Genomic DNA, 19,823 nt, shown 5'->3' with positions numbered 1-19,823 from the left:
GCGGCATGGTCGTCCGCGGGTCCGGGGTGGTCCTCCGGCGGCTGGAGTCGACGTTCACCGGCCGGTGCGTCGCGGCGTTCCTGGACCAGCGCGGTGTCGACCGGGCCATGGCCGTCTCCGCCCAGGCGTTCACCGCGCTGATCCCGCTGCTCCTGCTGGTGTCCCTGCTGGCCCCGGGGGACGACGGCCCCCTGGTCGCCGAGATCGTGATCGACCGGTTCCGGCTGACCGGTACGGCCGCCGCGGACGTGGAGCAGCTGTTCGCGGCGGCCGGGGACGCCGGCGTCGGCGTGCTCAGCGTCGTCCTGCTCGTGTTCTCCGGCGTCTCGCTGGCCCGCCGGCTGCAGCGGATGTACGAGCAGGCCTGGCGGCTCCCGCCGCGCGCCGGCCTGCGCGGGTCGGTCGACGCGCTGCTGGGCATCGCCGCCCTGCTGCTGGAGATCGTGCTGCTGTCGTTCCTGCACGGGCTGGTGGCTCCCGGCGCCGTCCCGCGGGTGCTGGGCTGGACCGGCCACCTGCTGGCGAACTGGCTGCTGTGGACCTCGATCCCGTGGCTGCTGCTCGGGGGCCGGCTCGCCTGGCGGCGGCTGCTGCCCACGGGCGCGCTGGCGGCCGTCTGCTCCGCGCTCTACGCCGTGGCCACCGCGGTCTACATGCCCCTGCTCATGGAGTCCTACAGCCGCAGGTACGGCCTGTTCGGCGTGACGCTCGCACTGGTGGGCTGGCTGCTGTGCACCGCGGTCATCGCCGTGGTCACGACGATCGCCGGCGCCGAGCTCGACCGCGCGCCGGAGGCGTGGGCCGTGCGGCTCCGGGGCAGGCTCGGCCTGGCGACCGCTCCGGCGACCTCGGGACCGTCCGGCCCGCTCGACGGCGAGCGGCCCGCCCAGCGGCGGTGAGCGGCGGTCAGTGGTGGGCGTGGACGACGGCGTGGCCGGGGCCGCGCCCCATCCAGCCGGCGGTTGACCGGCAGGGTGCCCCCGGACGCGCCACCGCCTCCCGACCCCGGGCGGGGTGGGAGGCGGTGGCGGGGAGGTGCGGGGTCGGCCCGAGAGAGGTCAGCCGGCGGCGGGTGCCGCGTCCGGGGTCGGCGGCAGGCCGAGGCGGGCGAACAGGTCGTTGTCCAGGTCGAGGAAGCTGGTGATGTGCCGGATCCGGCCGTCCTCGATCTCCAGCACGTGCAGCGCCCACGGCGTGTGGCCGCCGTCGCCGGTGGGGCGCCACTGCGCCACCGCCGGGCTGCCGTTGGCCTCGGTGAGCAGCAGCCGGGAGTTCCGGCAGCCGCTGCCCGGGCCGAGCATCCAGGTGCCGATGTCGGCGGCGCTGCCCAGCCACATCTCGAACGGCGGCATGTGCTGGGTGGCGTCCTCGTGCAGCAGGGCGACGAAGGCGTCGATGTCGTAGCGCTCGAAGGCGTCGAGGTAGCGGTCGAGCAGGTCCCGGTGGTCGGGGTCCAGCGGCCGCTGCTCCGGGGTGCCGCCCATGGCCGCCAGCGTGGCGCGGGCCCGCTGCAGCGCGCTGTTGACCGAGGCGACGGTGGTCTCGAGCAGGGCGGCGACCTCGTCGGCGTGCCAGCGCAGCACGTCGCGCAGCAGGAGGACGGCGCGCTGCCGCGGCGGCAGGTGCTGCAGCGCCGCCACGAAGGCCAGCCGCACCGACTCGCGGGCCACCGCGCGCTCGGCCGGGTCGCCGTCCTCGGGCAGCACCGCGCGGTCGAGGACCGGCTCAACCCACGCCTCGGCCGGCCGCTTGGCGGCCAGGGACGCCTCCACCGGCGACCACGGCGAGCCGGAGAGGTCCATGGGCAGGGCCCGGCGCTGCCGCCCGGAGAGCTGGTCGAGGCAGACGTTGGTGGCGATCCGGTACAGCCAGGACCGCAGCGAGGAGCGGCCCTCGAAGGAGCCGAAGCTCTTCCACGCGCGGACCAGCGTCTCCTGCACGGCGTCGTCGGCGTCGAAGGACGACCCCAGCATCCGGTAGCAGTAGCCGGTCAGCTCCCGCCGGTGCTCGAGCAGCCGCGGGTCGAGCTCGTCGGACACCCCGCTCAGCACGCTGGTCACGCGGACCACCTCTCCTCGGTCGCCATCCCCGTCGACGGGCGGTAGTCCACCACGGAGGACCGACGGAACGGGAGTCCCCGGCGGGCTGATCGCCCCCGGACGCCGACCGCCCCGCCGGAGGGCTCCGGCGGGGCGGTCGGGTGAGGTGGGACGGGTGCGTCAGGGCACCAGCGGCTGCCCGTTCACCACCAGCTGCCAGTTGTCGACCGCGAAGTCGGCCGGGTCGATCTCACCGGACGCCTGGGCACCGTCGATCAGCAGCTGCCGGATCTCCAGCTGCTGGTCGTAGACGACCGGTGCGGCTGCGACGTGCGGGAAACCGCCGCCGCCCGAGCGCCGGTAGTTGTTCACCGCGACCACGAAGACGTCGTCGGCCTCGACCGCCGAGCCGTCCGGGTGCTGCAGGCGGGTGATGCGCTCGCCCACCGGCCTGGCCACGTCGATGTCGTAGGAGACCCCGGACAGGACGTCGTAGTTGTAGTCCGGCGTCCCGTCGACCCCGGCGATCGCCGTGGGGTCCACAGCGGGGTCCGACGTCTGCGCGAAGTACTTCGCGGAGTACTCGAGGTAGTCGCGGATCTCGGCGCCGGTCATCTGCACCGCCTGCAGCGTGTTGTCGTAGACGTAGAGCCCGGCGATGTCGCGGATGGTCACCTCGCCCTCCGGGAAGACGGCGTCCCGGCTGAACGGCGCGGCGATCGACAGCACCGGCAGGTCCGCGTACCGCGTGCCCTCCAGGGCTGCGTCGACGGTGTCGGTCTGCACGTCCTGGATGAAGTCGAGGATCGCGGTGTCCTCGTAGCGGCTGGTCACGGCCGAGAGCTCCTCGGTGGACGTCGCCACCACCTGGTTGACGTACTCGACCGTGCGGTCGTGCGCCTCGTCGGTCGCCGCGAGCACCTCCGGGTCCTGCGGGTGGGCGTCGGTGCGCAGCGCCGTGGCCGCGGTGCGTACGACGTCCCACTGGCCGCGGACCTTCTCCAGCCCGATGTCGACCTGGGACACCGTGGCGCCCCAGCGGTAGGGCTGGGTCAGCAGGACGCCGTCGCCGGTGACCTCGTTGACGACGACCTGGCCGGGGGCGTTGCGGTGGGTGTGGCCGACCACCATCGCGTCGATGCCGGGCACCGTCCGCGCGATGACGTCGGTCGGGTTCTCCGTCGGGGCCTGCGACTCGTCGTAGGACGAACCGCCGCCCACGCCGGCGTGCGAGAGCACCACGACGACGTCGGCCTGCTCGTCGACGATCGGCACCCACTTCTCCGCCGCCTCGACCATGTCCTGGAACTCGACCCGGCCCTCGACGTTGCCGCGGTCCCAGATCGCCGAGCCCGGCGTGGTCAGGCCGAGGATGCCCACGGTGACCGGCTTGTGGCCGGGGACGTGCACCCGCTGCAGGGTGTACGGCGGCAGGTACGGCTCACCGGTCGCGGCGTCGAGGACGTTGGCGCCGAGCACCGGGTGGTCGACGTCGTCCGTGTAGGCCTGCAGCAGGTCCAGGCCGTAGTTGAACTCGTGGTTGCCGACCACCTGGGCGTCGTAGCCGATGGCGTCGTAGGCGGCGGCCATCGGGTGCTCGGCGCCGGTCTCGGTGACCGGCTCCTGCCGCGCGTAGTAGTAGCTCAGCGGCGTGCCCTGCAGGAAGTCGCCGTTGTCGACGACCAGCACGCTCTCCTCGCCGCGCGCGTCACGCACGCTGTCGACGACCGAGCCGACCCGGGCCAGGCCCGTGGCGAAGCCCGCCGACTCGGTGTACGGGGCGTCCTTGAAGTAGTCCCAGTCCTGCACCCGGCCGTGCAGGTCGGTGGTGGCCAGCAGGGTGATGTCGAGCTCGTCGGTGGCCGCTGCCGCGGGCGCGGCCGCCGCGGGCGTCGCCGCCCCGGCGGTCACCGCGAGTGCGGCCGCGACCGCGGCCCAGTACCTGCGTCGCTGCATGTGTGCGGATTCCCCTCGGTGTGCCGCCCGTGCGTCCCGGGCGCGGGGGCGACGCTAACTCCTCGGGGTGACGACTCCGTCACACAGGGGGAACTACTGGTAGCTGATCAGCTGGGGTCGCGGGGAGACCTGCGCGATCGTCTCCTCGGGCGTGAGCATCGGCGTGTCCTCGTCGTAGAAGTTCTTCCAGCCCCAGGCCAGCCCCTCGGGACCGGTGCCGTGCAGCACCCGCCACGTGTCCTGCTTGCTGCCCTGCGGGCCCTGCCCGTCGGCGTGCACCATCACGGCGACCTCGTCGCGGGACAGGTCGACCTGCTCGCGGGCGGGGATCATGTCCACCCGGAACTGGTGCAGCACGAGCAGCTTCTGCGGCAGCCGGTTCTCGCGGGTGAGGTCGGCCAGCCAGGTCACGACCCGGTTCACCTCGTCGACGCCGACCGAGCCGATCTGGGTGAGGTGGACCTGGTTCGGCGCCAGCCGCCACTCCGGGTCCAGCGCCAGGCCCACGTGCGGCAGCTCCAGCAGCGGCCGGTAAAGCTCGGCCTGGGTGACGAAGTCGGTGCGGCCGGGCTGCAGGTCCAGGACGACGTAGAGGCCGGCCTCCCCCGCTGCCTCCACCCACGGGCGGATCTGCTCCAGCGGCGCCTCGTAGGAGTAGTCGTTGCCGTCGGTCGGGAACTCCGAGGCCACCGTGGCGATGATCTCGAAGGCGGGGACGACGGTGGCGTCGGGGACCAGCGACTCGTAGGGCGCCGCGTGGTCGCGGGCCCGCTGGACCGCCGCGTCGACGTCCTGCTCGCCGAGCACGCCGAGCGCGCCGGTGCCCGGGTGGCCGTAGAGCGCCACCATGAAGTGCTGCGGGAACAGCGTCTGCCCGCCGCCGGGCAGCTGGGTGCCGGTGGCCGCGGTCTCCAGCTTCCAGTCCAGGCCGTCCTCGGCGCCGAAGCCCGCGCCCAGGGCGACGACGGTCTCCGCGCCGGACACCGCCTCGACCGCGTCGGCCGACGCCCGCGGGTCGGTCTGCCCGCCGGTCACCTGCACGCGCGCCCCGGCGGCCCGGGCGGTGGCGACGCCGGCCAGCGACTCCGGCGCGCCGTCGGCCAGGACGACGGTGCCCTCGAGCGGCTCGGCGCGGGTGACCGCGGGCAGCTCCCCGTCGGCCTCGCCCTCGGCCGCGGCGCCGTCGTCCTCGGGGCGCAGCGCGGCCGGCGCCTCGGCCTCGAGCGCGGCGACGGCGGCCGCCTCGCCGTCGGCGGGCACCGGGTCGGCGTCGGCGAGGTCGAGGCCGGTGGCGGCGGCGACCGCCTCGGCGTTCGCCGGCGCGGCGACGACGTCGGCGTCCCCGGGCGCGGTGTCGGCGCCCACGGCGAGGACCGTCCGCGCGCCCAGCCGGCCGATCTCCTCGGCGACGGCGCCGTCCTCGCCCTCGGGGTCCAGCAGCAGCGGCACGCCCAGGCCGACCGCGGCCGAGGCGCCGAGCAGGGTGGCCGCGCGGTCGTCCTCGGGGGCGACGACGACCACGCCGGCCTCGTCGAACAGCGCGCGGCTGGCGCTGACGGCCGACGCGGCGGGCTCGGCGTCGGCGACGACGGTCAGCCGCTGGCCGGGCGCGGAGGTCGCGACCGAGGCGGTGCCGCCCCCGTCCCCCTCCGCCGCCGTCGACGCCGTGCACCCGGCGGCCAGGAGGAGCGCGCTGAGCGCGACGGGCACCGACTTCGGGCGCACGGGCGGACCTCCGTCCCACCGGGCACGCGGCCGCGCGGGAGCGCGGCGCCGTCGGGCGTGCACGGGGATCGCGCCCGACACTAGCCAGGGCGCTGGACACCGGCCCGGCGCGACCGGGAGCATCGCCGGCGACATGAGGAGCGCAGCGGGTGTCGGGCCAGCCCGACAGCGGATCGACCGGCTGACGGGATCGGCCGGCCGGCCCCGCGCCAGCAGGCTCGCTGCATGACCACCGACACCCTCGTGATGCCCTCCACGACCGCCCCGCCGCACGCCGGCCTGCTGCGCCGACTGCTCGTCGACTCCGGCTACGCGCTGCTGTCGCTGCCGGTCGGGATCGCCGCCTTCGTCGTCGCCGTGACCGGCGTGGCCGTCGGCGTCGGCACGCTGGTGATCTGGGTCGGCCTCGCCGTCCTGGCGCTCACCCTGCTCGCTTCGCGCGGCTTCGCCGCGCTCGAGCGGGCGCAGCTGCCCGCGGTGCTCGGCCGCCCGGTCCCCCGCCCGGCGTACCTGACCCCCGACGGCGGCCGGGTGCGCGGGCTGCTGACCCCGCTGCGCGACCCGCAGTCCTGGCTCGACGTGCTGCACGCCGTCGTCCGGTTCCCGCTGGCGGTCCTGGCCTTCGTCGTCACGGTGACGTTCTGGGCGGGGGCGCTCGGCGGGCTCACCTACGGGCTGTGGGACTGGGCGCTGCCCGACGCCTCCGGGGACCCGGAGAACACCGACCTGCTGGAGCTGCTCGGCCTCGAGAGCACCGCCGGCCGGCGCATCCTGCTCTACACGCTGATCGGCGCCGTCTTCGCGGTGCTGCTGCCGTTCGCCGTCCGGGCGGTCGCGCTGCTGCAGGCCCACCTCGGCCGGGTGGTGCTGACCTCCCGCGCGGCCACCCAGGCCGAGATCGGCCGGCTCTCCCGCGGCCGCGACGCCGCCGTCGCCGCCGAGGCGGTGGCGCTGCGCCGGCTGGAGCGCGACATCCACGACGGCCCGCAGCAGCACCTGGTCCGCCTCGGCATGGACCTCTCCCGCGCACAGCGCCAGCTCGAGCGCGACCCCGCCGCCGCCCGCACGACGCTCGCCCAGGCCGGCGTCCTCGCCAAGGAGGCGCTGGAGGAGCTGCGCGCGCTGTCCCGCGGCATCGCCCCGCCGGTCCTCGCCGACCGCGGCCTGCCCGCCGCGCTGGCCGCGCTGGCCGCCCGCTCACCGGTGCCGGTGGAGCTGGCCGTCGACCTGCCCGACGAGCGGCCGGCGCCGGTCACCGAGAACACCGCGTACTTCGTCGTCAGCGAGGCGCTGGCCAACGTGGCCAAGCACAGCGGGGCCGGCGTGTGCCGGGTCGAGGTGCGGCGGGCCGGCGACGTGCTGCGCGTCGTGGTCGAGGACGACGGCGAGGGCGGGGCGCTGCTGGTGCCCGGGCACGGCCTGGCCGGGCTCGCCGACCGGCTGCGCGCGGTCGACGGCGTGCTGGTGGTCGACAGCCCGCGCGGCGGCCCGACCCGGACGACGGCGGAGCTGCCGTGGGCGTGAGCCCCGGCGACGAGCCGCTGCGCGTGGTGCTCGGCGAGGACTCGGTCCTGCTCCGCGAGGGGCTGGTCCGGCTCCTCGAGGAGGCGGGCACCACCGTGGCGGCCGCCGTCGGCGACGGCCCGTCGCTGGTCCGCGCGGTGGTGTCCGAGCGGCCGGACGTGGCCGTCGTCGACGTGCGGATGCCGCCCACGCACACCGACGAGGGGCTGCGGGCCGCCGTCGAGGTGCGGCGGGTGGTGCCCGGGACGGCGGTGCTGGTGCTGTCGCAGTACGTCGAGGTCGCCTACGCCGACGAGCTGCTGGCCGACGGCCGCGGCGGCGTCGGCTACCTGCTCAAGGACCGGGTGACCGACCTCGACCAGCTGCTGGCCGCGCTCGCCGAGGTGGTCGCCGGCGGCACCGTGCTCGACCCGCAGGTGGTCGCCCAACTGTTCGCCCGCCGCCGCGCCGACGACCCGGTGCGCCGGCTCACCCCGCGCGAGCGGGAGGTGCTCGGGCTCATCGCCGAGGGCCACTCCAACACCGCGATCGCCCGGCAGCTGGTGGTCACTCCGGGCGCGGTGGAGAAGCACACCCAGCGGATCTTCGCCAAGCTCGGCCTCGCGCCCGACGAGGACCGCAACAGCCGGGTGATGGCGACGCTGGCCTACCTCCGCGGCTGACCGCGGTCGCGGGCCGTCGTCCCCGCCCGGTAGACACCAGGAGTGACCGATCCCGCTGACCTCCGCCCCGTCACCGCCGAGGAGTGGCCCGCCTTCAGCCGGGCGATGCTCGAGGTCTTCGGCGACGAGCCGATCGGCGACTTCACCGAGCGGGTCCCGCCGACGGCGGAGCTGGACCGGTCGCTGTCGCTGTGGGCCGCTGACGGGCGGGTGGCCGCCACGGGCGGCATCTACAGCCGGCAGGTGACGGTGCCCGGCGCCGTCGTCCCGTGCGCGGGCGTCACCTGGGTGACCGTCTCCCCCACCCACCGCCGCCGGGGGGTGCTGACCGCGATGATGCGCCGCCAGCTCACGGAGCTGCACGAGCGGCAGGGCGAGCCGCTGGCCGCGCTGTGGGCCTCCGAGGGGCCCATCTACGGCCGCTTCGGCTACGCGCCCGCGACGCAGCGCGGGAACCTGCGCGGCTCGACGCGGGACACGGCCTTCCGCCCCGGCGTCGACCTGGGCACCGGCACGGTGGCCCCGGCCGACCCCGAGGCCTGGCGGGCCGGCGCCGCGCGGGTGCACGAGGCGCTGCGCCGCTGGGTGCCCGGCACGTTCGAGCGCGACGAGCGCTGGTGGGAGCGGGAGCTGCGCGACCCGGCCGAGCGCCGCAAGGGCGCCAGCGCCCGCCGGTACGTGCTGCACACCGAGGCCGACGGCGAGGTCACCGGCTTCGCGTCCTTCCGCGTGCGCTCACGGTGGACCGACGACGGCCTGCCCGACGGCACGGTCGTCGTCGACGACCTGCGCGCCCGCAGCACCCCCGCGTACGCGGCGCTGTGGCGGTACCTGCTCGACCTGGACCTGGTGCGGACGGTGGAGGCCGGCTACGCCCCGGCCGACGACCCGCTGCGCCACCTGCTGGCCGACCCGCGCGCGCTGCACGTGCGCCCGCTGGACGGGCTGTGGCTGCGGCTGGTCGACGTCGGCCGGGCGCTGGCCGCGCGCCGCTACCCGGCGCCGATCGACATGGTCCTCGAGGTGCGCGACCGGTTCTGCCCGTGGAACGACGGGCGCTGGTGGCTGCGCGGGCACCCGGCCGGGGCCTTCTGCGCCCCCACCGACGGCGACCCCGACCTGGTCGTCGACGTCGAGGCGCTGGCCGCGGCCTACCTCGGCGGCGTCTCGCTGGGCACGCTGCAGGCGGCCGGCCGGGTCACCGAGGTGAGCCCGGGCGCGGTCACCCAGGCCGCGACGGCGTTCTCCTGGCCGGTCAGCCCCCACTGCCCGGACCAGTTCTAGACGACGTCCTCCCGCGTGGGCAGGCCACCGGCCGGGCGGTGCCTGTTCTGCTCGTAGTCGTGGATGAGCCCGATCCGGCGGACGTGCCGCTCGTCGTGGCTGAACGGCGTCCGGAGGAACTCGAGCACCAGCGCGGTGGCCTCCTCGATCGAGTGCTGGCGGGCGCCGATCGAGACGACGTTGGCGTCGTTGTGCTGCCGGGCGAGCTGGGCGGTCTCGGTGTTCCACACCAGCGCCGCGCGCACGCCGGGCACCTTGTTCGCCGCGATCTGCTCGCCGTTGCCCGAGCCGCCGATGACCACGCCGAGGGTGCCCGGCTCGGTGACCACGCGCTCGCCGACCTCGAAGCAGAACGGCGGGTAGTCGTCCTGCGGGTCGTACTCGAAGGCGCCGCAGTCGACCGGCTCGTGCCCGGCCTCGGTGAGCGCCTGCTTGAGGTGCTCCTTGAAGTCCAGCCCGGCGTGGTCTGTGCCGACGAAGACGCGCATGCGCCGAGTCTGTCAGGGTCGGGTGGTGGCGGTGCTCGGGGTGGACGGCTGGCGCGGGGCCTGGGTCGGCGCGCTCCTCGAGGGCCGCACGGTGCGGTTGCTCCACCTCCGCGACGTCGCGGCGGTCCTCGCGGTGCCGGACGTCGAGGTGGTCGGCGTCGACATGCCCATCGGCCTGTCCGACGACGGTCCCCGCGCCTGTGACGAGGCCGCCCGCCGCCTGCTCGGCCGGGCCGGCAGCTCGGTCTTCCCCGCCCCGGTCCGCGCGGTCCTCGGCGCCCGCGACTACGCGCAGGCCCGGGAGCTCTCGATCGCGGCCACCGGCGGGCGCTCGCTGTCGGCGCAGGCGTTCCAGCTGACGGCGTCCATCCGGGCGCTCGACGAAGCCCTCGGCGCCCCGCCGCCCGGCCACGTCGTCGAGGTGCACCCGGAGCTCGCCTTTCGGCGCGGGCTGGGCGGCGTCACCGACCCGAAGGTCACCGCCCGGGGCCTGGCCCAGCGGCTGGCGGCGCTCCGGTCCGTCGTGGACGTCGAGGCGGCGCTCCTCGCCGCGCCGCCGCGGGTGCCGGCGGTCGACGCGCTCGACGCCTGCGCCGCCGCGTGGTCGGCCCGGCGGGTCGCCGACGGCGCCGCGGAGTGCGTGGGCGACGGCTCGCTCGACGCCCGCGGCCGGCCGATGCGGATCTGCTGGTGACGTTCACCGAGGTCGCCGACGGCGTCTTCGTCCGCCGGCACGGGTCGCTGGACCTCAACTGCGGGCTGGTCGTGGGTGACGGCGCGTGCCTCGTCGTCGACACCCGCTCCTCCCCCGCCGAGGCCGCCGACCTCGCCGCCGCCGTCCGCCGCGTGACCGCGCACCCGTGGACGGTCGTCAACACGCACGCCCACTACGACCACTGCTTCGGCAACGCCGCGTTCCGGCCGGCGACGGTGTGGGGCACGCGCGGCTGCGCCGCGGACCTGCTGGCCACCGGCGAGGCGCAGCGCGCGGCCCGGGTGGCCGAGCTGCTGGCCGCCGGGGACGACGCGGCCGCGGAGCAGGTGCGGCGGGCGCCGCTGGACCCGCCCGACGCGCTGGTCGACGACGTCGCGGTGCTCGACGTGGGCGGCGTCGAGGTGGTGCTGCGCTTCCTCGGCCGCGGGCACACCGGGCACGACCTGGTCGTCGAGGTGGAGGACGGCACCGTCTTCGCCGGGGACCTGGTGGAGGAGGGCGCCCCGCCGGCGTTCGAGGACGCCTTCCCGGCCGAGTGGCCGGCGACGCTGGGCCGGCTGCACGCGCTGGCCCGCGGGCCGGTGGTCCCCGGCCACGGCGCGGTGGTGGACGCGGACTTCGTCGGCGCCCAGCGGGAGGAGCTGCTGGCGGTGCTGGCCGCCGTCCGGGCCGGCCGGCTCGACCGCGGCCCCTACGACGAGGCGACCATGCGGACCGCGGCGTCCCGCCTCGGGTGAGGCGGCGGGCCACGCGCGCCGAGATCGGCGGTGTCGTGGCGATCCGGCGCTGATCGCCACGAGATCGCCGATCTCGCGGCGCGGCGGGCGGTGGACCCGCCCGCGCTCAGGTGAGGCGGCGGACCACCGGCAGCGGCAGCGCCCGCAGCAGCGCCGACACCGGCCGCCACGGCCACTCGGGCACGTAGGCGCGCACCGGCTCCCGCTCGATCGCGGCGACCAGCGCGTCGACGCCGGTGTCGAGGTCGACGGTGAACGGCCCGCGCCGGCCCACGTTGATGTCGGTCTCGATGTAGCCGGGCAGCACCGTGGTGACCCGGATGCCGGTGCCGAGCAGGTCCGACCGGATGCCCTCGGCGAGCGCGTTGAGCGCGGCCTTGCTGGCGCCGTAGGCGGTGCGGGTGCCGCGCATCCCGCGGACCGAGGCGACCGAGCTGACGACGACGAGGTGGCCCGAGCCCTGCGCGCGGAACAGCTCGACCGCGGCCTCGCACTGCGCGTGGGTGCCGAGGACGTTGGTGAACAGCGTCGCGCGGTTGGCCCAGCCGGCGCCGGTGCCCACCGACGCGCCCTTGCCGATGCCGGCGTTGGCGACGAACCGGTCGAGGCCGCCGAGCTCCGCGGCCAGCGCCGGGACGCCCTCGGCCACGGCCGTCGCGTCGTCGACGTCGAGGGCCGCGGTGACCACCCGGATGCCCGGGTGGGCGGCGAGCAGCTCCTCGCGCAGCTCCTCGAGGAGGTGCTCGCGGCGGGCGACCAGCGCCAGGTCGCGGCCGCGGGCGGCGAAGCGGCGGGCCATGCCCATGCCCAGCCCGGAGCTGGCGCCGGTGATCAGGATGCGCTGGCGGGTCGGTCGCGGCACGCCCGGCAGCATGCCAGCCGTGCACGTCCGCGGATCGGCACGGTGGGGCCCTCGGTCCCTTGCACCCCGCGCGGGCAGGGAGGCCAGTGTGGTGCCGTCAGCCGGTGAGACCGGCCGGCGACCGGACGACCCGAGGAGTCGTCATGGGACGGGCACGAGAGATCATGGACCGCATCACCGCCGCCGTCGTCGCCGGCGACCGGGACGCCCTCCTGCGGGCCTACGCGGCCGACGCCGTCGCCGAGACACCGGAGGGCCGGGACCTGGACAGCGGCGAGGCGATCGCGGACCACCTGCTGTCGTTCCGGCGGGCGTTCCCCGACCTGACCTGGGAACCGAAGACGCAGTTCGAGAGCGGCGACACCGCCATCGACGAGGGCTGGCTCGTGGGCACCCACACCGGCGTGCCGGCCCTGCTGGAGGGGGACGTGCCGCCGACCGGCCGGAGCATGCGGCTGCGGGAGTGCGACCTGCTCACGGTGCGGGACGGCGCGGCGATCTCGCACCGCATGTACTACGACCAGGTCGAGGTCATCGCCCAGCTCGGGCTGGGCCAGGCCGCGGCGGCCGTCCCGGAGCCCCGGGCCGCCGCCGGGATCGAGCAGGCGACCGAGGCCCCCGCCACCTGACCCGCCCGCCGGCCGCGCACGTCCGCGGACCTGCACGGTGCAGGTCCGCGGACGTGCGCCGGCGGGCTCAGCCGTTCCTCAGCTCCAGGGCGTCGGCCGGCACCGAGTCCATGTCCGGGCCGGCGGTCCGGGTCCGCTTGAGCTCCCAGAAGTCGGGCAGGTTGGCCAGCAGGACGGCGCCGTCGAAGGCCCGGCCGGCGTCCTCACCGGTGGGCACCCTGCTGATGACGGGGCCGAAGAACGCGACGCCGTCGATGTGCATGACCGGGGTGCCGACGTCGTCGCCGACCCGGTCCATGCCCGCGTGGTGGCTCTTCTCCAGCGCCTCGTCGTACTCGGTGGAGATCGCCGCCTCGGCCAGCTCGGCCGGCAGGCCGACGCGCTCGAGCGCCGGGGCGATCAGCTCGTCGAGCTCCCGGCCCTCGTGGTGCCGCAGCGTGCCCATGGCCGTGTAGAGGTCGCCGAGGACCTCGTCGCCGTGCTTCTCGGCCGCGGCGATCGCGACCCGCACCGGGCCCCACGCCTGCTCCATCATCCGCTGGTACTCCTCCGGCAGGTCACGCCCGCGGTTGAGCACCGCCAGCGACATGACGTGCCAGTGCAGGTCGATGTCGCGCACCTTCGCCGCCTCCAGCACCCAGCGGCTGGTCAGCCAGGCCCAGGGACACAGCGGGTCGAACCAGAAGTCCACCCGGGCCTTCGTCGGGGCGCTCTGCACTGCCTCGGTCATCGATCGCTCTCCTCTGATCCGTCGTCCTCGGGGCCGGGGCGCACCTCCGGCCACTGCCCGCTGCCAAGTGCCCCGTCCGGCCGGTTGTTCCCGGTGCCCTGCGGGCGTGTCGGCCGTCCGTGGGAGGCTGCCGGGCGTGGCCGTACCCAACCTGACCCGCGACGACGCCGCCGCGCGCGCCCGCCTGCTCGACGTCGACAGCTACGACCTCCGCTTCGACCTCACCGACGGTGAGGGGCGACCGGGCAGCGGGACCTTCCGCTCGACGACGACGGTGCGGTTCACCTGCCGCGAGCCCGGCGCCGCCTCGTTCGTCGACCTGGTCGCCGAGACCGTCCGGTCCGCCACGCTCAACGGGGTCGAGCTCGACGTCTCCACCTGGACCGAGGAGGGCGGCCTGCCGCTGCCCGACCTCGCCGCCGACAACACCCTGGTCGTCGACGCCGACTGCCGGTACTCCAACACCGGCGAGGGCCTGCACCGCTTCGAGGACCCCGAGGACGGGCAGGTCTACCTCTACACGCACTTCGAGCCGGCCGAGGCCAAGCGCGTGTTCGCCTGCTTCGACCAGCCCGACCTCAAGGGCACCTACGAGGTGCACGTCGTCGCGCCGTTCGACTGGCAGGTCGTGTCCAACACCGGCGGCCGCACCATCGAGGCCGGGCCCGCGGGCTCGCAGCTGGTGCACTTCGAGCCGACCAAGCGGCTGTCGACCTACCTGGTCGCGCTCATCGCCGGGCCCTACGCGCGGGTCACCGACTGCTACGAGGACATCCCGCTGGGGCTGTTCTGCCGGGCGTCGCTGGCGAAGTACCTGGACCCCGAGGAGCTGTTCCGGGTCACCAAGCAGGGCTTCGAGTTCTACCACCGGGTCTTCGACTACCCGTACCCGTTCGACAAGTACGACCAGGTGTTCGTGCCGGAGTTCAACGCCGGCGCCATGGAGAACGCCGGCGCGGTCACCGTGCTGGAGGACTACGTCTTCCGGTCGCGGACCAGCCGGGCGCGCTACGAGCGGCGCGCCGAGACGGTGCTGCACGAGCTGGCGCACATGTGGTTCGGCGACCTCGTGACCATGCGCTGGTGGGACGACCTGTGGCTCAACGAGTCCTTCGCCACCTACATCTCCACGCTGTGCCAGGCCGAGGCGACCGAGTACACGACCGCGTGGACGACGTTCGCCAACACCGAGAAGGCCTGGGCCTACGCGCAGGACCAGCTGCCCTCCACCCACCCGATCGCCGCGGACATGGTCGACGTGGCCGCCGTCGAGGTGAACTTCGACGGGATCACCTACGCCAAGGGCGCCTCGGTGCTCAAGCAGCTGGTGGCCTACGTCGGCCGCGAGGAGTTCCTCGCCGGGATCCGCCGCTACTTCCGCACCCACGAGTACGGCAACACCACGCTGGCCGACCTGCTCGACCCGCTGTCGGAGGCCACCGGCCGCGACCTCACCGAGTGGTCGGCGCAGTGGCTGGAGACCAGCCAGGTCAACACCCTGCGCCCGGTGTACGAGCTCACCGACGACGGCCGCTACGCCTCGTTCGCCATCGAGCAGACCGCCGTCCCCGAGCACCCCGTGCTGCGCCGGCACCGGCTGGCCGTGGGCCTCTACGACCGCGGGCCGGACGGGCTGACCCGCACCACCCGGGTGGAGCTGGACGTCGACGGCGAGCGCACCGAGGTCGCCGAGCTCGCCGGGCACCCGGTGGCCGACCTGGTGCTGGTCAACGACGACGACCTCACCTACGCCAAGCTCCGCCTGGACGACCGCTCGCTGGCCACGCTGCGCGAGGCGATCGGCGCGGTCCCCGACTCCCTCGCCCGCGCGCTGTGCTGGGCCGCCGCCTGGGACATGACCCGCGACGCCGAGCTGCCCGCCCGCGAGTGGGTGCAGCTGGTGCTGGCCGGCATCGACGCCGAGACCGAGATCAGCGTGGTGCAGTCGCTGCTGGCGCGGGTGCAGTCGGCGCTCACCTCCTACGCCGACCCGGCGTGGGCCGAGACCGGCTGGGCGGCGCTGGCGGACAAGGCGCTGCAGGCGCTGGAGTCGGCCGAGCCGGGCAGCGACGAGCAGCTGCAGTGGTCGCGCACCCTGGCCGCCGCGGCCCGCACCGAGGAGCACGCCGCGGTGCTGCGCGGGCTGCTCGACGGCTCCCGCACCGTCGAGGGGCTGGCCGTCGACGCCGACGCCCGCTGGGCCTTCCTCAACGGCCTGGTGGCCATCGGCGCGGCCGGCGACGCCGAGATCGACGCCGAGGCCGAGCGGGACGCCACCGCCACCGGGGTCCGGCGCGCGGCGACCGCGCGGGCGCTGCGCCCGACCGCGGAGGCCAAGGCGGACGCGTGGCAGCAGGCGTTCCACGACACGTCGGTGCCCAACGCCGTCCACGAGGCGCTGGTCGGCGGCTTCTGGCACCCGGCGCAGCGGGAGCTGACCGCGGAGTACGTGGACCGGTACTTCGCGGAGGTCGGCCCGGTGTGGGAGCGCCGTCCCGGCGAGATCGCGAAGAACGCCGTGCAGTACCTGTTCCCGCCGGTGGTCGAGGAGCGGACGCTGCAGGCCGCCGACCGGTGGCTCGGCCAGGAGGGGCACCCGGCGCCGCTGCGCCGGCTGGTCTCCGAGGGCCGCGACGGCATCGCCCGCGCGCTGCGCAACCGGGCGCGGGACGCCGCCGAGAGCGCCTGACCCGCGGGACGCGAGAGGCCCAGGACCCGCCGGGTCCTGGGCCTCTCCTCTCCAGCCGTCGTGTCGGCCCCCTGCAGGGCCCGCCGCGAGCCTGCGAGTGGGGGGGCGGGGGGTCCTTCCTCAGTGGGTGCGGGCGCTCCGCGGGTGGCCGGCCTGGTCGGACAGCTGCCGCAGGCCGTTGACGATCCCGCCCACGAGGTCGCCGGAGGCGAAGGAGTTCGTCATCGACAGCACCGCGAGCGCGCACGCCCGGTCGGGCAGCCGGCGGGCGGCCGAGGCACCGGTGACGACCTCGATGACCCGCTGCCCGGGCGAGACGGCCAGCAGCACCGACTCGGCCGGGTCGCCGCCGCGGGCGTGCAGCTCCTCGGCGCGGATGCGGGTCCGGGGCCCGAGGTCGCCGATCCACAGCGTGAACCGCAGGCCGGTCTCGCGCGAGGACATGGTCAGCGCCTCGTCGAGCCGCGCCAGCTCGCGGTAGCTGAAGATCGTGTCGTAGCCCTCGTCGGCCCGGTTGGGCGCGGTGTCGACCGTCCCGGTGTCGTGGGCGTCGGCATCGAGCACGCGGGTCATCGCCGGCCTCCTGAGGCGGTCGCGAGGTGGATGGGGGTCACGGGGGCGGTCACCAGGTGCCGCGGGCGCCGCCGAGCGGGCCGCCGGCGGACGGGGCCGGCGCACCGGCGGAGACGGCGGTCGCGCCGCGCGAGCCGGCGATCACGTGCGAGCCGGTGGTGGTGCCGTGCCCGCCGTGGCCCCCCTCGAGCGCCGCGGGCTCGCCGTACAGCGAGGACCCGACGGCCTGGGTGTCGCCGTGGCCGGCGGCGTGCGTCGGGGCGTCCTTCGGCTGCGGCTCGTACCAGACCGGCTCGTGCTCCCAGGGCTGACCCGGCTTGTACCGGACGCCCTGGCGCTTGCGCCCGCCCGGCAGGTAGGTCAGCGCCCACAGGAGCACGAACACCGCCAGCGGAGCCACGAGGAAGACGAGCAGGGTCTCGACGACGGTCACGCCCGGAATCTACCGGTGTCCGTGGTCGGCTGTGCGCGCGTGTCCCAGCCCGGCGGGTGCCGGTGCGCCCACGGCCGGGCCTGCTCGAGCTGGGCGGCGAGGCCGATCAGCGTGGCCTCGTCCGCGGGCCGCCCCACGAGCATCGTCCCGACCGGCAGGCCGTCGCCGGTCCAGTGCAGCGGCACGCTGACGGCGGGCTGGCCGGTGACGTTGTAGAGCGCGGTGAACGCGGCGTACCGCTTGTTGCGCTCGAAGTCCTCGGCGCCGTCGCCGTCGGCGTCGAACCAGCCCAGCGGGCGCGGCGTCATCGTCGTCACCGGGGCGACGAGGACGTCGAACCCGTCGGTGGCCTCGACGTAGCGGCGGGCGAACAGCCGCAGCGCGTTGAGCGCCTCCATCGCCGCCTGCGCCGACAGCGCCAGCCCGCGGGCGCGCAGCTCCCGGGTGAGCGGCCGCAGCTCCCCCACCCGGTCCGGCGGCACCGGCAGCGTGGTCCCCGACAGCGACCACACCCGCTCGAAGGCGCCGAGCACCTCCGGGGCGAGCAGGCCGGGCGGGACGTCGACCACCTCGTGCCCGAGGTCGGTGAGCAGCGCGGTGGCGTCGTCGAGGGCCGCGGCCACCTCGGGCTGCAGCACCGCGCCGGGCATCGCCGACTCCAGCACCCGGCCGATCCGCAGCCGCCCCGGCGGCCGGTCCGCGGCCGCGAGGAACGTCTCCCCCGGCGGCAGCGGCGGCGCCCAGGCGAAGTCACCGGTGACCGGGCCGGCCATCGCGTCGAGCATCGCGGCGGCGTCGCGGACGGTGCGGGCCAGCGGCCCGTTGGTGCCCAGCCCGGTGACGTCGCTGCCCAGCGGCCCGTTGCTGATCCGCCCGCGGGTCGGCTTGATGCCGAACAGCCCGTTGATGCTGGCCGGGATGCGGATCGAGCCGCCGCCGTCGCTGCCCTGGGCGAAGGGCACCATCCCGGCGGCCACGGCCACCGCCGCGCCGCCGCTGGACCCGCCGGCCAGCCGGGTGGGGTCCCACGGGCAGCGGGCCGGGCCGGCGACGTCGTTGTCGGTGTAGCAGGGGTAGCCGAACTCCGGGGTGTTGGTCTTGCCCAGGCTGATCGTCCCGGCGGCGGCCAGCTTGGTGACGACGGCGTCGTCGACCTCGGGCACGAAGTCGGCGAACACCGCGGAGCCGAAGGTGGTGCGCACGCCGGCGGTGTTGTTGAGGTCCTTGATCGCCGTCGGCACGCCGAGCAGGGGCGGCAGGTCGCCGCCGCGCAGCACCCGGGCCTCGGCCTCGGCCGCCGCCGCCAGCGCCCGCTCGGGCGTGACGGTGACGAAGGCGCCCAGGCCGGCGTCGAGGGCCTCGATGCGGGCGAGGGCGGCCTCCACCAGGTCGACGGGGCTGAGCGTCCGGTCCCGGACGGCGGCCGCCTGCTCCAGCGCGGTGAGCTCGTGCACCTGCGTACCGGTCACGGGCGGCGACGCTAGCCCCGCCCGGTAGACACGTCGCCGTGCACCTCTCCCGCGCGCACGCCGTGGCCCTCGACGACGCCGACCCGCTGGCCGGGTTCCGCGCCCGCTTCGCCGGCGTCGACGACGGCCTGCTCTACCTGGACGGCAACTCGCTGGGCCGGATGCCCGTGGACACCCCGGCGGCGCTGGCACGGGTGGCCGGGCAGGAGTGGGGCCGCGGGCTGGTCGGCTCGTGGGCGTCCTGGATCGACGTCGGCACGCGGGTCGGCGACGTGATCGGCACCGGCGTCCTCGGCGCCCGGCCCGGCGAGGTGCTGCTCAGCGACTCGACCACCGTCGACCTCTACAAGCTCCTCGTCGCCGCGGCCGACGCCCGCCCGGGCCGGGACGTGCTGGTCTGCTGCGCCGACGACTTCCCCACCGACCGGTACGTCGTCGCCGGGGTCGCCGCCGCGCGCGGGATGACCGTGCGCGAGGTGCCCGCCGACGTCGACGAGGGCCTGGACCCGGCGGTGCTCGCGGCCGCGCTGGACGGGCGGGTCGCCGTCGTGGTGCTGTCCGCGGTCGCCTACCGCTCGGGCGCGCTGGCCGACGTCGCGGCGGTGACGGCGGCGGCCCGCGACGCCGGTGCCCTGGTCGTCTGGGACCTCTCGCACGCGGCGGGCGCGGTGGCGCTGGACCTCACCGCGAGCGGCGTCGACCTCGCCGTCGGGTGCACGTACAAGTACCTGAACGGCGGGCCCGGCGCCCCGGCGTTCCTCTTCGTGCGGCGGGAGCTGCAGGAGACGCTGCGCCAGCCGATCTGGGGCTGGTTCGGCCAGCGCGACCAGTTCGCGATGGGGCCGGCCTACGACCCGGTGCCCGACGTCGGGCGGTTCGCCACCGGGACGCCGCCGGTGCTCGCCGCCGCCGCGGTCGAGGTGGGCGCGCGGCTGGTGGCCGAGGCCGGCATCGGCCGGCTGGCGGCGAAGGGGCGGGCGCTGACCGGTCTGCTGGTCGACCTGGCCGACGCGCACCTGGCGTCGCACGGCGTGGCGCTGGCCAGCCCGCGCGACCCGGCGCGGCGCGGGTCGCACGTCACGCTCGCCCACCCGCACGCCTGGCGGCTGACCCGGGCGCTGGTCGACCGCGGGGTGGTGCCGGACTTCCGCACGCCCGACCGCGTGCGCCTGGGCGTCGCGCCGCTGTACACGCGGTTCGCCGACGTCTGGGACGCCGTCGACCGGTTCCGGGCGCTGCTCGAGGAGGGCGGCTGGCGCGCCTACCCCGCCGAGCGCGCGCGGGTCACCTGACCGGTCGGGCGGCACC

The 19,823-nt window shown here is 75.9% G+C and carries 18 protein-coding genes; 9 read left to right on the top strand and 9 right to left on the bottom strand.

Annotation, left to right across the window (positions count from 1 at the left end):
* Positions 1 to 5 precede the first annotated feature (5 nt).
* Complete coding sequence (locus ACI79B_RS17485) at positions 6 to 899, top strand: YhjD/YihY/BrkB family envelope integrity protein (protein ID WP_456926969.1); 894 nt, start codon at positions 6 to 8, stop codon at positions 897 to 899.
* Between the two features lie 159 nt (positions 900 to 1,058).
* Here ACI79B_RS17485 and ACI79B_RS17480 read toward each other — a convergent pair whose 3' ends face one another.
* From ACI79B_RS17480 to ACI79B_RS17470, 3 genes are all read right to left on the bottom strand, one after another.
* A complete protein-coding gene (locus tag ACI79B_RS17480) occupies positions 1,059 to 2,060 on the bottom strand; it encodes a sigma-70 family RNA polymerase sigma factor (RefSeq protein WP_456926970.1) in 1,002 nt (333 codons plus the stop codon).
* A 159-nt stretch (positions 2,061 to 2,219) separates the two neighbouring features.
* Complete coding sequence (locus tag ACI79B_RS17475) at positions 2,220 to 3,995, bottom strand: bifunctional metallophosphatase/5'-nucleotidase (RefSeq protein ID WP_456926971.1); 1,776 nt, start codon at positions 3,993 to 3,995, stop codon at positions 2,220 to 2,222.
* A gap of 93 nt (positions 3,996 to 4,088) precedes the next feature.
* Positions 4,089 to 5,720: a hypothetical protein gene (locus ACI79B_RS17470; protein ID WP_457000214.1), complete on the bottom strand. Its 1,632-nt coding sequence runs from the start codon at positions 5,718 to 5,720 to the stop codon at positions 4,089 to 4,091.
* A 225-nt stretch (positions 5,721 to 5,945) separates the two neighbouring features.
* On the opposite strand from ACI79B_RS17470, the gene ACI79B_RS17465 reads away from it, so the two are divergent.
* The 3 genes from ACI79B_RS17465 to ACI79B_RS17455 are packed head-to-tail and all read left to right on the top strand — an operon-like array spanning position 5,946 to position 9,190.
* Positions 5,946 to 7,244: a sensor histidine kinase gene (locus ACI79B_RS17465; RefSeq protein ID WP_456926973.1), complete on the top strand. Its 1,299-nt coding sequence runs from the start codon at positions 5,946 to 5,948 to the stop codon at positions 7,242 to 7,244.
* Positions 7,235 to 7,906: a response regulator gene (locus ACI79B_RS17460; RefSeq protein ID WP_456926974.1), complete on the top strand. Its 672-nt coding sequence runs from the start codon at positions 7,235 to 7,237 to the stop codon at positions 7,904 to 7,906. The genes ACI79B_RS17465 and ACI79B_RS17460 overlap by 10 nt, the downstream gene beginning before the upstream one ends.
* A gap of 42 nt (positions 7,907 to 7,948) precedes the next feature.
* Positions 7,949 to 9,190 (top strand): GNAT family N-acetyltransferase, encoded by a 1,242-nt coding sequence (locus ACI79B_RS17455; protein ID WP_456926975.1) that lies wholly within the window; start codon positions 7,949 to 7,951, stop codon positions 9,188 to 9,190.
* Here ACI79B_RS17455 and ACI79B_RS17450 read toward each other — a convergent pair.
* Positions 9,187 to 9,678, bottom strand: coding sequence for a ribose-5-phosphate isomerase (locus ACI79B_RS17450; protein ID WP_456926976.1), 492 nt, complete (start codon positions 9,676 to 9,678; stop codon positions 9,187 to 9,189). The two genes, ACI79B_RS17455 and ACI79B_RS17450, sit on opposite strands and share 4 nt — an antisense overlap.
* Positions 9,679 to 9,703: 25 nt before the next feature.
* Between ACI79B_RS17450 and ACI79B_RS17445 the strand changes: the two genes are divergently transcribed.
* Positions 9,704 to 10,372: a DUF429 domain-containing protein gene (locus tag ACI79B_RS17445; protein WP_456926977.1), complete on the top strand. Its 669-nt coding sequence runs from the start codon at positions 9,704 to 9,706 to the stop codon at positions 10,370 to 10,372.
* Positions 10,369 to 11,130, top strand: coding sequence for an MBL fold metallo-hydrolase (locus ACI79B_RS17440; RefSeq protein WP_456926978.1), 762 nt, complete (start codon positions 10,369 to 10,371; stop codon positions 11,128 to 11,130). The genes ACI79B_RS17445 and ACI79B_RS17440 overlap by 4 nt, the downstream gene beginning before the upstream one ends.
* A gap of 106 nt (positions 11,131 to 11,236) precedes the next feature.
* Here ACI79B_RS17440 and ACI79B_RS17435 read toward each other — a convergent pair whose 3' ends face one another.
* A complete protein-coding gene (locus tag ACI79B_RS17435; protein ID WP_456926979.1) occupies positions 11,237 to 11,992 on the bottom strand; it encodes an SDR family oxidoreductase in 756 nt (251 codons plus the stop codon).
* Between the two features lie 143 nt (positions 11,993 to 12,135).
* Between ACI79B_RS17435 and ACI79B_RS17430 the strand changes: the two genes are divergently transcribed.
* A complete protein-coding gene (locus ACI79B_RS17430; protein ID WP_456926980.1) occupies positions 12,136 to 12,621 on the top strand; it encodes an ester cyclase in 486 nt (161 codons plus the stop codon).
* 67 nt (positions 12,622 to 12,688) lie between these two features.
* On the opposite strand, the gene ACI79B_RS17425 is transcribed toward ACI79B_RS17430, so the two are convergent.
* Positions 12,689 to 13,351, bottom strand: coding sequence for a mycothiol-dependent nitroreductase Rv2466c family protein (locus ACI79B_RS17425; RefSeq protein ID WP_456926981.1), 663 nt, complete (start codon positions 13,349 to 13,351; stop codon positions 12,689 to 12,691).
* Between the two features lie 136 nt (positions 13,352 to 13,487).
* Between ACI79B_RS17425 and pepN the strand changes: the two genes are divergently transcribed.
* Positions 13,488 to 16,040 (top strand): aminopeptidase N, encoded by a 2,553-nt coding sequence (pepN, locus tag ACI79B_RS17420; RefSeq protein ID WP_456926982.1) that lies wholly within the window; start codon positions 13,488 to 13,490, stop codon positions 16,038 to 16,040.
* A 120-nt stretch (positions 16,041 to 16,160) separates the two neighbouring features.
* Here the strand turns inward: pepN and ACI79B_RS17415 are convergent, their stop codons facing one another.
* Genes ACI79B_RS17415 through ACI79B_RS17405 form a run of 3 tightly spaced genes read right to left on the bottom strand, consistent with a single transcriptional unit; the run spans position 16,161 to position 18,515 of the window.
* Positions 16,161 to 16,613, bottom strand: coding sequence for a DUF5130 family protein (locus tag ACI79B_RS17415; protein ID WP_456926983.1), 453 nt, complete (start codon positions 16,611 to 16,613; stop codon positions 16,161 to 16,163).
* A gap of 49 nt (positions 16,614 to 16,662) precedes the next feature.
* Positions 16,663 to 17,046: an aa3-type cytochrome oxidase subunit CtaJ gene (gene ctaJ, locus ACI79B_RS17410; protein WP_456926984.1), complete on the bottom strand. Its 384-nt coding sequence runs from the start codon at positions 17,044 to 17,046 to the stop codon at positions 16,663 to 16,665.
* Complete coding sequence (locus tag ACI79B_RS17405) at positions 17,043 to 18,515, bottom strand: amidase (RefSeq protein ID WP_456926985.1); 1,473 nt, start codon at positions 18,513 to 18,515, stop codon at positions 17,043 to 17,045. The genes ctaJ and ACI79B_RS17405 overlap by 4 nt, the downstream gene beginning before the upstream one ends.
* Before the next feature lie 38 nt (positions 18,516 to 18,553).
* Between ACI79B_RS17405 and ACI79B_RS17400 the strand changes: the two genes are divergently transcribed.
* Positions 18,554 to 19,807, top strand: coding sequence for a kynureninase (locus tag ACI79B_RS17400; protein WP_456926986.1), 1,254 nt, complete (start codon positions 18,554 to 18,556; stop codon positions 19,805 to 19,807).
* The last annotated feature ends 16 nt before the right edge of the window (positions 19,808 to 19,823 follow it).

The organism is Geodermatophilus sp. SYSU D00879 (genome assembly GCF_054050375.1).
Note: the sequence above shows the minus strand (reverse complement) of the source record. Positions and strands in the feature narration are given on the sequence as shown.

What these genes read in the sequence shown, in the direction of transcription:
- ACI79B_RS17425 (WP_456926981.1), bottom strand. Translation starts at nt 13,351, where the DNA reads ATGACCGAGGCAGTGCAGAGCGCCCCGACGAAGGCCCGGGTGGACTTC.
- ACI79B_RS17465 (WP_456926973.1), top strand. Translation starts at nt 5,946, where the DNA reads ATGACCACCGACACCCTCGTGATGCCCTCCACGACCGCCCCGCCGCAC.
- ACI79B_RS17485 (WP_456926969.1), top strand. Translation starts at nt 6, where the DNA reads ATGGTCGTCCGCGGGTCCGGGGTGGTCCTCCGGCGGCTGGAGTCGACG.
- ACI79B_RS17450 (WP_456926976.1), bottom strand. Translation starts at nt 9,678, where the DNA reads ATGCGCGTCTTCGTCGGCACAGACCACGCCGGGCTGGACTTCAAGGAG.
- ACI79B_RS17475 (WP_456926971.1), bottom strand. Translation starts at nt 3,995, where the DNA reads ATGCAGCGACGCAGGTACTGGGCCGCGGTCGCGGCCGCACTCGCGGTG.
- ACI79B_RS17430 (WP_456926980.1), top strand. Translation starts at nt 12,136, where the DNA reads ATGGGACGGGCACGAGAGATCATGGACCGCATCACCGCCGCCGTCGTC.
- ACI79B_RS17415 (WP_456926983.1), bottom strand. Translation starts at nt 16,613, where the DNA reads ATGACCCGCGTGCTCGATGCCGACGCCCACGACACCGGGACGGTCGAC.